The 13,586-nt window shown below is 67.7% G+C and carries 10 protein-coding genes; 4 read left to right on the top strand and 6 right to left on the bottom strand.

All coding sequences use genetic code 11. From position 1 onward, the window contains the following. The first annotated feature begins 88 nt into the window (after positions 1–88). Positions 89–637 carry a hypothetical protein gene (locus ACYVOK_RS05115; RefSeq protein ID WP_460661056.1) on the top strand — a complete coding sequence of 183 codons (549 nt, stop codon included), beginning with the start codon at positions 89–91 and terminating at the stop codon, positions 635–637. 1 nt (position 638) lies between these two features. On the opposite strand, the gene ACYVOK_RS05110 is transcribed toward ACYVOK_RS05115, so the two are convergent. Continuing rightward, positions 639–2,090 (bottom strand): GAF domain-containing protein, encoded by a 1,452-nt coding sequence (locus ACYVOK_RS05110; protein WP_460661055.1) that lies wholly within the window; start codon positions 2,088–2,090, stop codon positions 639–641. Positions 2,091–2,174: 84 nt separating this feature from the next. On the opposite strand from ACYVOK_RS05110, the gene adh reads away from it, so the two are divergent. Then, complete coding sequence (gene adh / locus ACYVOK_RS05105; RefSeq protein ID WP_460661054.1) at positions 2,175–3,698, top strand: aldehyde dehydrogenase; 1,524 nt, start codon at positions 2,175–2,177, stop codon at positions 3,696–3,698. Between the two features lie 2 nt (positions 3,699–3,700). Continuing rightward, positions 3,701–4,078: a DUF779 domain-containing protein gene (locus ACYVOK_RS05100; RefSeq protein ID WP_460661053.1), complete on the top strand. Its 378-nt coding sequence runs from the start codon at positions 3,701–3,703 to the stop codon at positions 4,076–4,078. Positions 4,079–4,183: 105 nt separating this feature from the next. Here ACYVOK_RS05100 and ACYVOK_RS05095 read toward each other — a convergent pair whose 3' ends face one another. From ACYVOK_RS05095 to ACYVOK_RS05075, 5 genes are read right to left on the bottom strand one after another with little or no spacing between them, the layout of a single operon-like run. Then, entirely contained in the window at positions 4,184–6,679 is a 2,496-nt protein-coding gene (locus tag ACYVOK_RS05095) for a GH116 family glycosyl-hydrolase (RefSeq protein WP_460661052.1), read from the bottom strand. Then, positions 6,663–7,295 (bottom strand): hypothetical protein, encoded by a 633-nt coding sequence (locus tag ACYVOK_RS05090; protein WP_460661051.1) that lies wholly within the window; start codon positions 7,293–7,295, stop codon positions 6,663–6,665. Before ACYVOK_RS05090 ends, ACYVOK_RS05095 begins: the two co-directional genes overlap by 17 nt. Further along, positions 7,292–8,116 carry a carbohydrate ABC transporter permease gene (locus ACYVOK_RS05085; RefSeq protein ID WP_460661050.1) on the bottom strand — a complete coding sequence of 275 codons (825 nt, stop codon included), beginning with the start codon at positions 8,114–8,116 and terminating at the stop codon, positions 7,292–7,294. Before ACYVOK_RS05085 ends, ACYVOK_RS05090 begins: the two co-directional genes overlap by 4 nt. Beyond that, positions 8,101–9,009 (bottom strand): carbohydrate ABC transporter permease, encoded by a 909-nt coding sequence (locus ACYVOK_RS05080; RefSeq protein WP_460661049.1) that lies wholly within the window; start codon positions 9,007–9,009, stop codon positions 8,101–8,103. The genes ACYVOK_RS05085 and ACYVOK_RS05080 overlap by 16 nt, the downstream gene beginning before the upstream one ends. A gap of 1 nt (position 9,010) precedes the next feature. Then, a complete protein-coding gene (locus ACYVOK_RS05075) occupies positions 9,011–10,324 on the bottom strand; it encodes an ABC transporter substrate-binding protein (protein ID WP_460661048.1) in 1,314 nt (437 codons plus the stop codon). A gap of 289 nt (positions 10,325–10,613) precedes the next feature. Here ACYVOK_RS05075 and ACYVOK_RS05070 point away from each other — a divergent pair, with 289 nt between their 5' ends. After that, positions 10,614–13,529, top strand: a complete 2,916-nt coding sequence (locus ACYVOK_RS05070; protein WP_460661047.1) for a M36 family metallopeptidase — start codon at positions 10,614–10,616, stop codon at positions 13,527–13,529. Positions 13,530–13,586 lie beyond the last annotated feature (57 nt).

Below are 13,586 nucleotides of genomic sequence, written 5' to 3'. Positions count from 1 at the left end.
CGGAACTCGTTGCTGCCGGAACGGGGTGCTCCGTAAGTTTCCTACCACTGCGAACGCAGTGATGGAAATGATTTCACGGGAGAATGCGATGCGTCTTCAGCGGGCAGCGGTCGCGGGTGCGGTGCTGGCGAGCGGGTTGATGGTGCAGGGAGCAGGTACGGCGTCCGCCGTGCCGGCCGGCCCGGACAGCACGGTCGCGAGGAAGTGCGACACGAAAGCGGTCTACTGGTACACGCGGGGCGGTAAAGAGGTGTACGTCGGGACCAACCTCTACAGCGAGTGGCTCGAAGGCCCCGGCCGGATCACCTATCAGAAGACGGCGACCTCGGAGTCGAACTCGTCCTGGTCCGGCGACCTCGGGGTGAGCATCCCGCTGGTGATCGCGGAGATCCAGAACAAGTACTCCAAGTCCGTCGGCAAGTCGCACTCGGTCTCGCAGACCTGGTCGTACACCGCCGAGGTCCCGGCCGGGAAGATCCGCCGGCTGCACCAGTTGAAGCAGTCGTGGCGGGTCCAGGTGGTCCGCTGGCGGTACACCACCAGCGACTGCAAGAAGACCAAGGAGATCAGCAACAAGACCGCAACCTTCCCGGTCAAGAACCGGGACTATCTGTGGATCCTCGTCGGTCGCGAGTAGGTCAGACGGAGAGACGGTGCAGCCGGGCGGCGACTGCCGGCAGCCGGTGGTCCGACGGCGGGAGCACCGCGTGCAGCGTCTCGAAGATCTCCAGGTCCTCGGCGCCGGTCGACGTCTGGGCGAACTGCCACAGCAGGTCGGCGTCGCCGGTGTCGAGGACCGCGCGGCGCAGCGTCGCGTCGAGTTCGTCGCGCTCGGCCCGGAGCGCCGGGGCGTCGGAACGGGCCAGCAACGGGCCGTTGTACAGCTCCACCGCTGTGGTCAGGTCGCCGTCGCGCAGAGCCGCCTGTACGTCGGTGACGTCGCCGGAGACGTCGGCGATGATCCGGTACGGCTTGGTGTCGAGGACCCCACCACCGAGCAGGTTCCGCAGCCGGTGCATCTCCGCCCGGACGGTGGTCGGGTTGCCTTCGTCGCCGTACAACTGGAGCATCAGTTGCTCGGCGGTGAGCCCGGCCGGATGAAGCAGCAACAGTGCGAGTACTTCGGCCCGTCGCAGGGTCAACGCGATCTCACGGCCGCCGACGACCGCGATCGGCTGGCCGGCGCCGAGAAGTCTGAGTCGCAACGACGGCCGGGACCGGCGGATCGGCGCACCGGGGATGCGCAGCAGGTAGCCCTCGTCGAGCTGCTCGACGACACCTTCGCGGCCGTCGCCGAGATCGATCCGGGACGCGCCGTCGGGAACGTCGAGGCGATCGGGCAACCATTCGAGCGGTTGGACGGCGAGCACGCGGCCGGTCGGGGTGAGCAGGGCGCCGGGCTCGTCGCCGAGTGCGATCAGGTGCCGCATGTTGCGAGCGCGGAGGAGTTCGTCGGCCGCGGCCATCCGGACCCGCAGTTGCCCCTCGGCCAACTGCGCGGCGGCCGTGACGAGCGCGACCATCGCCGGATGCACCGTGCGCAGCGGGCCCGACACGTCGACGGCCCCGATCAGCTTGCCGGTGTCGGGATCGTGCACCGGTGCCGCCGCGCAGGTCCATTCGTGGATGCGGCGGACGAGGTGTTCGGCCGAGTGGATCTGCACGGGCCGGCCCACCGCGAGCGCCGTACCCATGCCGTTGGTGCCGATCTGGTCCTCCGACCACACCGCGCCCTCGGACAGGGCGATCCGGTCGGCCTGACGCCGGACGTCGGCCGCGCCCTCGCGCCAGAGGATCAGTCCCTGGGCGTCGGTGATGATCATGATGTGCGAGGCCTCGTCCGCGATCGAGGTCAGTGTCTGTCGCAGCACCGGCAGGACCGCGCGGAGCGGATGGTTCTCCCGCAGGCCCTCGACCACCTCGGACTCGACGATCACCGGTGGCGCGTCCAGCTCGGGATCGACCGAGGCGGCGAGTGAGCGCTGCCAGGACTCGGCGACCAGCGGGCGTTGTTCGGCGGGTACCCGGCCACCGCCGAGCACCTCGTCGTACAGCTCGCTCAACCGGCGGGCCTGCTCCGGTGCGTCCATCCAGCCTCACTCCGTGTTGCAACGTCGCTGCAACGTCACGCCGCCTACGGTCGGGTCCACGGTCTGGTTTCCGAAGGAGAACCTATGACGATCTTCGCAGCTCCCGGGCGCGATGGCAGCCCGGTCGCGTACAAAACGCGGTACGAGCACTACATCGGCGGCGAATGGGTGCCCCCGGTCAAGGGCGGATACTTCGAGAATCCGACGCCGGTCACCGGTGAGGTCTTCACCGAGATCGCCCGCGGTACGGCGGACGACGTCGAGCTGGCCCTCGACGCCGCCCACGGTGCCGCGCCGGGCTGGGGGCGCACGTCACCGGCCGAGCGGGCGAACATCCTGAACAAGATCGCCGACCGGATCGAGGCCAACCTCGAGGCGCTCGCGGTCGCCGAGACCTGGGACAACGGCAAGGCGGTCCGGGAGACACTGGCCGCCGACCTGCCGCTGGCGATCGACCACTTCCGGTACTTCGCCGGTGCGCTGCGGGCCCAGGAAGGGTCGGTCTCGGTCATCGACGACGACACCATCGCGTACCACTTCCACGAGCCGCTCGGCGTGGTCGGGCAGATCATCCCGTGGAACTTCCCGATCCTGATGGCCACCTGGAAACTGGCGCCCGCGCTGGCCGCCGGCAACGCCGTCGTGCTCAAGCCGGCCGAGCAGACGCCGGCGTCGATCCACGTGCTGCTGGAACTGATCCACGACCTGCTGCCGCCGGGCGTGGTCAACGTGGTCAACGGGTTCGGCGTCGAGGCCGGCAAACCGCTTGCCTCTAGCAACAGAGTGGCCAAGGTCGCGTTCACCGGTGAGACCACGACCGGGCGGCTGATCATGCAGTACGCCTCGGAGAACATCATCCCGGTCACGCTCGAGCTCGGCGGGAAGAGCCCGAACATCTTCTTCTCCGACGTCGCGTCCAGCCGCGACGAGTTCTACGACAAAGCGCTGGAGGGTTTCACGCTGTTCGCGCTGAACCAGGGCGAGGTGTGCACCTGCCCGTCCCGGGCGCTGATCCAGTCCGACATCTACGACGCGTTCCTGGCCGACGCGACCGCGCGGACGCAGGCGATCAAGCAGGGCAACCCGCTCGACACCGACACGATGATGGGTGCGCAGGCGAGCAACGACCAGTTCGAGAAGATCCTCGCCTACATCGAGATCGGCAAGGAGGAAGGCGCCAAGGTGGTCACCGGCGGCGCCCGGGCCGAGCTCGACGGCGACCTGGCCGGCGGGTACTACATCCAGCCGACCATCTTCGAGGGTGACAACAAGATGCGGATCTTCCAGGAGGAGATCTTCGGCCCGGTCGTCGCGGTGACGAAGTTCGACGACTACGCCGACGCGATGAAGATCGCCAACGACACCTTGTACGGGCTCGGCGCCGGGGTCTGGTCCCGGGACATCAACACCGCCTACCGGGCCGGCCGGGAGATCCAGGCCGGGCGGGTCTGGACGAACTGCTACCACGCCTACCCCGCGCACGCGGCGTTCGGCGGGTACAAGAGCTCCGGCATCGGCCGGGAGAACCACAAGATGATGCTCGACCACTACCAGCAGACCAAGAACCTGCTGGTCAGCTACAGCCCGAACAAGCTCGGCTTCTTCTGACCATGGTCGAGAAGGTCGGGTTGACGGACGCGGCGGCGGAACTGCTGCGCCGTCTCACCGCGATGCACGGTCCGCTGATGTTCCACCAGTCCGGTGGGTGCTGTGACGGCAGTTCGCCGATGTGCTACCCGGACGGTGAGTTCAAGACGGGGTCGGCGGACGTGCATCTCGGTGATCTGGTCGTCGACGGCCTGGACCGGCCGATCGCGTTCTGGATGTCCGCGAACCAGTACGAGTACTGGAAGCACACCCGGCTCACCGTCGACGTGGTGAAGGGCCGCGGTAGCGGCTTCTCGGTGGAGGCCCCCGAAGGCGTCCGCTTCCTGATCCGCTCCCGTCTCTTCACCGACCAGGAGTCCGCGGAACTGGGACTCCTCTGAGCTCGCGCGGGTGCGCCCCAGACCACCCCTGCACCCGCGTGACCGACGAGTGCCGACCGTCCGGTGGCGTTGCCGGACGGCCGGCACTCCTTTCTTTCTGCCAGGTCAGCTTCTGGCGATCACCAGGGGTTTTCCGGGCACGACGACGGTCTCGTCCACGGGTACGGCGGTGCCGTCGAGGTGGAGCGCCTTGAGGTCGAGGTGGCCGGCCTCGCAGGTGAGGGTGATGGAGTCCTTCGTGCTGGTGGCCACGCCCCAGCCGGTGCCGGCGACGAACGGGAGTTGCCAGTCGTCGTCCGAGCGGGCCACGTCCAGTGGGGCGAACGTGAGGGTGCCGGACAGGGCGTCGTACCGGAAGCCTGCAAGAGCTTCGAGGACGGTCCAGCCGGCCGCGTTGCGGATGTAGTGGTCGCCGCACTCGATCGGGTTGAACGGGTTGCGCCGGCTGCCGTCGTACCGGTCCCAGAGGCCCTGGAGGATCTGGAAGCCCTCGTCGACCAGTCCTTCGTAAAGGCAGTGGGCGGCGACCTGGTACTCGGAGCCGGTCCACACCTCGTCGCAGTACCGGGTGGGGACTTCCGGTCGGCCGCCGTGCGGCCAGGTGCACATGAGAAGGCCGGTGTCGTTGCCGTCGGCGAAGACCCGGTATGGATGGTCGAAGCCCTCGAAGCCCTTGCGAAGGTTGTGCCGCACCACGTTGCGCAGAGCCGTCTTCACATGCTCGGCGGGCAGTATGTAGCCGAGGTCCAGTTGGTGCGCCCACCACTGTCCGACCAGCTGGTCCGCCAGGCAGCCGTCACCCCATTGGAAGTCGGTCTTCTCTTCCGGCGACAGTACTTGCCTGTAGTACTCGCCGGTGAACAGGAGTTCGTCGTACGCCTTGCTACCGACTTCGAAGAGGACGCGGTAGTCCTTGCCGTCTTCACCCAGTAGCTGCGCCATCTCTTCGGCGGCGCGCAGCGCGGCCAGCCACAGCGTCCCCATGAAGGTGTTGACACCGCACAGGTCGATGTCGTGCGTGCTGGGCTGGATGCCCCGCAGTACGCCCGTCCCGGCCGGGTCCCACTTGGTGCGGATGTGCGTGAGCAGTCGCTCGACGTTCGGCCAGCGTTGACCGAGCCACTCGAGTCCTGCGCCTTGCCGGACTTCCCGGTAGGTCTTGAGTACGTTGCCGAGCATGCCGTCGAGGGCGGGCTCCTCCGGGCCGCCGATCATCACGTCCCACAGTTGGCGGTGGTACGTCGGTGCGATCACCCGGTGCGGGATGTACCCCTCGGGGGCCTGCATCACGTCGTACTCCGTGTCCCGCATGTTGCGCTCGAGTGCTGGGAAGAGGCGTGACAGGGTCTGCTCGTAGTTCCAGACGTGAGTGCAGTTGAGCGGGCAGGAGCCGCCGTACCGACCGGCCCACATCCCGGTGGATGCGCCGAGCACGCCTTCGAAGCCGAACACGGTGTCGTCGGCGGTCTGGAAGACGGTGGGGCTCCGTACGTCGGCAACGAGTGCAGCCAGCCGGGAGCCGGCCTCACCGGGCAGACTGCTCGACTCGAACGCCTGTGCCCAGGCCGTGGTCTGTGCTTCCAGTTCGGGCCAGTCGGCGATGAACGACTCGGTGACAGCGACGGCGTCAGGCGTACGGCGGGTGTACGCGTTGCCGAGCCAGAAGCGGCTGTGCCCGTAGTCGCGCCGCGGGCCGAACTGCTGAAAGTCGACATATCGGTTCGGGAAGTGCCACGCGATCAGGAACCGCAGCCGCATGGACTCGCCCGGCTCCAGCTGGAACGGCACGGCGATGCCGCCGTTCCACGTCGTTCCGGGTGCGCTGGGACCGTCCGCCGGGAACGGCCGGCGCGTCGGGCGTCCGGCCAGGAAGGTGACGAACTGCTCCGGCGTCGACCACTGCGGATACGGCAAGGCATCAGCGCTCTCGGTGGAGAGCACCAGTTGCCCCGCGCCCGGGTGATCCAATGCGAGAGCGGCGTTCTCCATGATGAGCGATGTCCACTCTGCGGTGCGCCGCACTCGGTTCGTGTTGCCGCCGTACAGCGGGCATGAGACACCCTCGATCGGCGTCACTCCGTCCCAGCCCACCGAGTTCTGCAACGTGCCGGCGAGCAAACCGTGCAGCGCGAAATCTCCGGTGTTGTGCAGCGTGAACGTGAACGCTGCGACCGGGAGAGAGCTGGCAGCCGCATCAGCAGGAACCAGCGGGTTGAACACCTCCATGCTGATGTCCAACGGCAGGTCAGTCTCGTAGTCGACCCGCGCACTCGGATACGTCGTCGACACAGTCGCCTCGCCGACAGGACGCAGTACCTCGTGGAGCCGCCGCTCACCAGCCGGTACGACGTCGTCCGTGACCAGTGGCGTGTTCGTCGGCTCCCGCAGAGGCCCTTGAAGCAAACGGATCTCGTCCAGCGGCGGCTCGATCTGCGACAGTCGAAGCGCGAAGAAGCTGTCCGGTACGTGGGCGTCGTGGTTGCCGATGTTGTGCAGTTGCCACTGTCGCAACGCGCCGTTCCCGGCCAACGCGACGGTGCCGGTTCCCAGACCTCCCAACGGCAGTGCGAAGTGTCGAAGGTTGTCACCGGTGTAGTGCATGATTCTCCGTCCATGTACCGGCGGCGGCGAACAGGGCCACCGGGCCGGGGGCGAGCAGAAGCAAGGATGCGGTGATCGAGGTGCCGAGCACCACAGCGACAAAGGCCAGCGCCAGTACGCCGAGCGGGACCCAAGGCGCACGAGCGACCAAGTGGAGTGCGGTCAGCCAGAGCGTCTTGCCGCGGAGTCCGGCGGTCACGCGGAGGCTGAACGCGTAGCAGGAGGCGAGAAGGACCAGAACGGACGCAGAACCGCTGACCGCCACCGGGATCGCGAACACCGGTCCGGAGTAGAGCTGCCAGTTGAGCAGAGCGAGGGCGACGATCAGGCCAGGTACTACGGCGACCTCCACACCGGCGAGAACGTGTTGCTTGAGGTGCCGCAGTAACAGCAGTACACCGCCTCGACCGTCCCGCACCACTGAGTCCGTCGTAGCCACCACGGCCGCCCACACCGGGCCGACGAGCAATGCGCCGAGTACGACGCTGCCCGGCGACACTCCAGGCATCAACAGCACGACCAGGCCGGACGCCGTACAGACCAGGACTCCGCCCGCGGCAAGCAGCGGAAGCTCGTACCACAACGCACGCAGAGCCGCGGGCAGATAATCGGTCATGCGCGGAGTCCGGTGGATGCGATCGAGGCGATGAAGGAGCGCTGGAAGATCAGGAACAGCACGAGAATCGGCAGCACCACCAGCGTGATCGCCGCGAACAGCACCACCGCCGGTCCGCCACCCATGGCCCCCTGCAACGACACGAGGCCGACCGGCAGGGTCATCTTCTCCGGTGACGACAGGAAGATGTACGGCCAGAAGAAGTTGTTCCAGGACGCTTCGAAGACGAAGATCCCGAGCGCGGTCAGCCCCGGCCGGGCCAGCGGCAGGATCACCCGGAACAGGATCCAGAAGTGGCCGGCGCCGTCCATGATCGCGGCCTCGTCCAGTTCCCGCGGGATCGACGCGATGTACTGCCGCAGGAAGAAGATCCCGAACACGTTCACCAGTGCCGGCAACCAGATCGCCACCGTGGTGTCGACCAGGTTCAGCCACCGCATCAGGATGAAGATCGGGACCACCGTCAGTTGCACCGGTACGACGAGGGCCGCCAGCAACACCGAGAAGATCTGGTCGCGGCCCGGGAAGCGCAGCCGCGAGAACGCGTACGCCGCGAGTGCGCTGGTCAGCAGGGATCCGGCCGTGGTGATGACCGCGATCTGCAAGCTGTTCCACGCCATCTGCGCGAACGGGATCAGGTCCGGGACCTGCTGGAAGTTCTCCAGCGTCGGCGGCCGCGGGATCCACCGCGGCGGCAATTGGAACGCGTCGATCGGCGCGGACAGTGCGGTCACGATCAGCCAGACCAGCGGCGCGATCATCAGCAGCCCGCCGAGGACGAGGACGAGGTCGATCACCTTGCCCTTCACTGGTGCACCCACCGTCGGCTCAGCCGGAACTGCAGACCGGTGACGAGCATGATCACCACGAACAACACCAGCGAGAGTGCGGCGGCGTACCCGACCTCGAACGACTGGAAGCCCTTCTCGTAGGTGTACATCACGATGCTGCGGGTCGCGCCGTCCGGACCGCCCTGGGTCATGATCACCATCGGGTCGAAGATCTGGAACGCGCCGATGAACGTGATCACCGTGGCGAAGAAGATCGTCGGCGACATCACCGGCAGCGTGACGCTCCAGAACCGCCACCACGCGTTCGCGCCGTCCACCCGGGCCGCCTCGTGCAGCTGAGCCGGCACCGTCTGCAGCCCGGCCAGCAGGATGATGAAGGTGTAGCCGATGGTGTGCCACCAGTCGACCACGATCAGCGTCGGCAACGCCCAGGTCGGCGAGGCCAGCCAGTTGGTCGTCAAGGGCAGGTAGTAGTTGACCAGACCGAAGGCCGGATCCAGGACGTACTTCCAGATCAGCGCGACCGCAGCCCAGGAGATCAGGAAGGGAAAGAAGAAGGCGGTCCGCACGAAGTACTTCGTTCCGCGGGTCATGGTCCGGTGGACGCCGAGCGCGAGCAGCATGCCGAAGCCGATGTGCGTCACCACCGAGGCGAGCGCGAACACGAAGGTGTTGATCACCGCCCGGATCGTCGCCCCGTCGCTCACCAGTTGCCGGAAGTTCTCCAGCCCGGCGAACTCCGGCGTACTGAGCAGGTCCCAGTGGAACAGGCTCAGCCCGAACGCGGCGATCAGCGGGAGGGCGACGAAGACGAGGAACAGCAGGACGGCGGGACTGATGAACAGGTAGCCCGGAAGCCAGTCCCGCCGTTGGCCGGCCGCCGCCTGCTGGACACGGGCGCGTTGCGCAACGGCGGTCGCCAAGTCAGACCAGCCCCTCGAGCGCGGTCTGGGCCTTGCCGAGCGCGTCGGCCGGCGACGCGTTGCCGGTCAGCACCTGCTTCCAGCCGTCCTCGACCGCCTTCTGTACGGCGGCGCCCTTGTCCGGCGACGGGATCGGCGTCGCGTAGCTCAGCGCCTGGTACAGGTACTCCGTTCCCTTCGGCGCGTCGGTCAGGAACGACGGGCTGTTCGCGATCGACTTGCGGGCCGGGACGATGGTGCCGCCGAGCTGGGCGAAGAACGACGAACCCTCCTTCGAGATCAGGAACTTGATGAAGGTCCAGGCCTCGTCCTTCTTCTTCGACGCCTTCATGATCGGGTAGCCGTTCCAGCCGACCGGCGAACCCTGCTTCACCTTCGTCGGCCAGGGCACGATGCCCATCTTCGCCGTCGCCTTCAGGTTGCGGATGCTGATGATCGGCCACCGGCCGCCGCCGAACATGGCCAGCTTGCCCTGTGCGGCCGCCGTGAACGCGTCGAAGGTCCCTCCGGGCGGCGGCGACAACTTGTCCGCGACCAGGGCACGGTTGAACTCGGCCGCCTCGATCACCGCCGGGTCGTCGAACGTCGGCTTCGACCAGTCGTCGCTGAAGCTGCTCGTCCCGTTGGTGAGCAGCCACGGCATGATCGCCGCGAAGTACGCCGAGTCGGCGACGTACCCGAACGCGCCGGTCTTGGCCTTGATCTGCTCACAGGCGGTGCGGAAGTCGTCCCAGGTCCACTGCGCGGTCGGCTCCGGTACGCCGGCCTTCGCGAACAACTCCTTCGAGTACCACATGCACATGGTGTTGAACTCGCCCGGCAGGTAGTAGGTCTTGCCGTCGGTGGAGCTGTACTTCTTGTTCCACTCGATCAGGTTCGGGTCCATGTCGGCGTAGTACTCGTCGATCGTCGCCTTGTCCTTGGCGATGTAGTCGTCGAGCGGTGCGAGCAGGCCCTTGGACGCGAACAGCCGCTGGCCCTCGGTGGCCACCTGGATCACGTCCGGCACCTGGCCGCCGGCCAGCCGGGTGGACAGCTTGTTGAAGAAGTCGCCCCAGTTCGACAGCGGGATGCCCTCGGCCTTGAGCTTGATCTCCGGGTGCTGCTCACCGAACTTGGCGAACAGCTTGTTCCAGGTGGCCTGCTGTTCGGCCGTGCCCATGTAGACGAACGACAGCTCCTTGGTCGACGACCCGCCGCCGGAGTCGTCGCCCCCTCCGCATCCGGCCAGCGTGGCGGCGAGCGCCGTACCACCGGCTGCCTGCAGGCCGATGGCTTTGAGGATGGCGCGGCGGCTGAGCAGGGGCTGGTCCATCGGAGACCTCCGAGCTGGCGGGAAATCGATTTCTCGCCAGCATAGGCCCGGCCGCCGAAACCGTGTCAAGGGCACGAGCGGCCCGTTCTGAGGTTGCCCGACACTCACCGCAGCCACTTCGTAGCCGCATGCAACAGTCGGGACGTCGCTGCTAGTACTCTTCCGGACACGAAGGACAACCCTCGTCTCCACGTCATTCCCTTCCCCGGGGCCTCGGTCCGGCCTAAGGTCACCCCCGGACGGGTCGTGGAGGGCGATCCGCGCACACAACTCCATGGAGCGTTTTGCTGTGACCACATCACGCAGAGGGCGGGGGCTCCTGGCAGCCACCGCCGTCTCGGCCGCCACTGTGCTGGTCGTGACCGCCGCCGGCGGCGCCACGGCCGCGCAGACCGCCGGCCCGGACCAGGGCAAGGCGGCCCAGGCCGAGAAGGTCGAGGGCAAGGAACAGAAGGGCTACTACGACGCCCGCACGCCCAGCGCCAGGGCCACGTACGCCCGCGCCGCGAAGGTGGCCGGCAAGGAGACCGCCGCGTCGGCGAAGTTCCGCGACTCGCTCGGCGCCCAGGGCGTCGTCGAGGTGGACCCGAACACCGGCACTCCGGCCCAGGTGACCAGGCTCGACGGCTTCCTCACCGGCAAGAGCGCCAAGAAGGCCCAGGACATCGCCCTGAACTACGTGAAGGCGCACCCCGAGATCTTCAAGCTCTCCGACGGCGACCTGGCCACGCTGAAGCTGCGCAAGGACTACGTCGACGATCTCGGCACCCACCACATCTTCTGGTCCCAGGTGGTCGACGGCGTCGAGGTGTTCGGCAACGGCCTGAAGGCCAACGTCACCAAGAACGGCCAGCTGATCTCGGTCATGGGCGCTCCGGTGGCCGGCCTCGGCGCGCAGGCCCAGGCCAAGTCGGCCGCGCCGAAGCTGTCCGCGGCGGAGGCTCGCGCCGCCGCGACCGAGGACATCGGCGGTACGGCGAAGTCCGCGACCGCGACCACGACCGGCGGCATCACCAAGTGGAAGAACGGCGACACCGCCAAGCAGGTGTGGTTCCACACCGCCGACGGGCTGCGCAAGGGCTGGATGACCTACGTCAACGCCGGCGGCACCAAGATCTACACGCACGTGATCGACGCCCAGACCGGCGGCCTGCTGTACCGCCGGAACCTGTCCAGCGACGGCAACGGCGACGCTCTGGTCCAGGACAACTACCCGGGTGCCGCCAAGGGCGGTACGCAACGGGTCGAGAACCTGATCTACAACAAGTGGCTGCCGAAGAACGCCAAGACCCTGCTCGAGGGTACGTCGGTCGCCGCCTGGGCGGACGTCAACGACGACAACCAGCCGAACGCCGGTGAGACGGTCAAGGTGCCGGGCACCCGGACCACGGCGGAGTACAAGCTGGTGTCGTTCCCGAACGCCTCGTCGTTCTGCTCGGCGTCGTTCATCTGCACCTGGGACCCGGCCAAGCCGGACTCCTGGCGGACGAACCTGAACCAGGACGTCACCAACGGCTTCTACCTGGCCAGCAACTTCCACGACTGGCTGGCCAAGCCGCCGATCAGCTTCACCCCGGCGGCCGGCTCGTTCGACGCGGCGGGCGGTGACCCGGTGCTGCTGCACGCGCTGGACGGCGCGGCCACCGGCGCCAACGGCGGTCCCGACGCCAACCACGTCAACAACGCGAACATGTCCACCCCGCCGGACGGCACCCCGCCGACCATGCAGATGTACCTGTTCCACGCACCGGGTGCGAGCGACGAGCAGGACGGCTACGTGCCGAGCAGTTCGTCGAACGACGCGAGCATCCTGTACCACGAGTACGGCCACGGCCTGTCCAACCGCCTGGTCGTCGACGCCACCGGCAACTCGACGCTGAACAGCATCCAGGCCGGCGCGATGGGCGAGGCGTGGAGCGACTTCTACGCGATGGACTACCTGGTCGCGCACGGTCTGGAGAAGGACACCGTGGCGCCGGGCGAGGTCCAGGAAGGCAAGTACGTCAGCCACGGCCTGCTGTTCCGGACCCAGGCCATCGACTGCCGGGTCAAGGCCAAGGCGCCGACCTGTGTCGGTGCCGACGGCTCGCAGGGCGGCTACACCTACGGCGACTTCCCGACCATCGGCGGCGCGCCCCAGGTGCACGCGTCCGGTGAGGTCTGGGCGCAGACCCTGTGGGACCTGCGGGAGCGGTTCGGCCGCGGCTACGCGCTGAGCCTGATCACCCGGGCGATGGAACTGTCGCCGAACGACCCGACCATGCTGGACATGCGCAACGCGATCGTGCAGGCCGACCTGGTCGCCAGCGGCGGCAAGAACGCCGACATCATCTGGACCGTGTTCGCCAACCGCGGCATGGGCTGGTACGCCGGTGTCGTCGACGGCGGCGACGCGTTCCCGGCGGAGGACTTCCACAAGCCGCCGAAGGGTGCGACCACGACCCTGACCGGGACCGTGACCGACAAGGACACCGGCGCTCCGGTGGCCGGCGCGCTGGTCTACGTCGGCGGTCACGCCTCCGGGTACGCGGGTGACTATGCCGACGCCACCGACGCGAACGGCCAGTTCAGCATCACCGGTGTCGCGCCGGGGACCTATCCGAAGGTCGTCGTGTCCGCTCCGGGCTACGAGCTGATCGTGCAGAAGGTGACCGTCAGCGCCGGCGCCAAGGCCGACTTCGCGCCGCGCCGCAACTGGGCCGCCGCGTCCGGCGGTGGTTCGGTGGCCGGCTTCAACGGTCCCGACTACACCGACTTCGGCTGTGGGCCGGGCGGCGCGATCGACAACGCGCAGGGGACCGGCTGGGGGAGCACCACCGGCGACAACAACGCCACCCCGACCAACGTGATGGTGCCGAAGCACGTCGACATCAAGCTGCCGGCGACGGTGAACATCAGCGCGTTCAACGTCGACCCGTCGAACACCTGCGGTGACCCGGGTAGCTCGTCGACCGGCCAGTACCGGATCGAGACGTCGGCGGACGGCACCACCTGGGCGACCGCGGCGGAGGGCACCTTCACCGCTGCGAACCGGGGCAAGTACAACCTGGTCACCCCGACCGGCAACACCGCCGGGGTCCAGTACGTGCGGTTCTGGATGCTCAGCCCGCAGGTGCCCGACTTCGCCACGAACTGCCCCGCCGGCGCCTTCGGCGGCTGCCAGTACACCGACATGACCGAACTCCAGGTCTTCGGCACGAAGTAACCGCACCACCCCGCGAGGGCCGGTCGAGCATCCGCTCGCCCGGCCCTCCGGCCTTCC

The organism is Kribbella swartbergensis (genome assembly GCF_054784135.1).
The sequence above is the reverse complement of the archived record's forward strand: the minus strand, read 5'-3'. Positions and strand labels throughout refer to the sequence as shown.

Bases quoted from the DNA above. Each gene is read 5' to 3' on its own strand.
- ACYVOK_RS05115 (WP_460661056.1), top strand. From the start codon at position 89: ATGCGTCTTCAGCGGGCAGCGGTCGCGGGTGCGGTGCTGGCGAGCGGG.
- ACYVOK_RS05110 (WP_460661055.1), bottom strand. From the start codon at position 2,090: ATGGACGCACCGGAGCAGGCCCGCCGGTTGAGCGAGCTGTACGACGAG.
- adh (WP_460661054.1), top strand. From the start codon at position 2,175: ATGACGATCTTCGCAGCTCCCGGGCGCGATGGCAGCCCGGTCGCGTAC.
- ACYVOK_RS05100 (WP_460661053.1), top strand. From the start codon at position 3,701: ATGGTCGAGAAGGTCGGGTTGACGGACGCGGCGGCGGAACTGCTGCGC.
- ACYVOK_RS05095 (WP_460661052.1), bottom strand. From the start codon at position 6,679: ATGCACTACACCGGTGACAACCTTCGACACTTCGCACTGCCGTTGGGA.
- ACYVOK_RS05090 (WP_460661051.1), bottom strand. From the start codon at position 7,295: ATGACCGATTATCTGCCCGCGGCTCTGCGTGCGTTGTGGTACGAGCTT.
- ACYVOK_RS05075 (WP_460661048.1), bottom strand. From the start codon at position 10,324: ATGGACCAGCCCCTGCTCAGCCGCCGCGCCATCCTCAAAGCCATCGGC.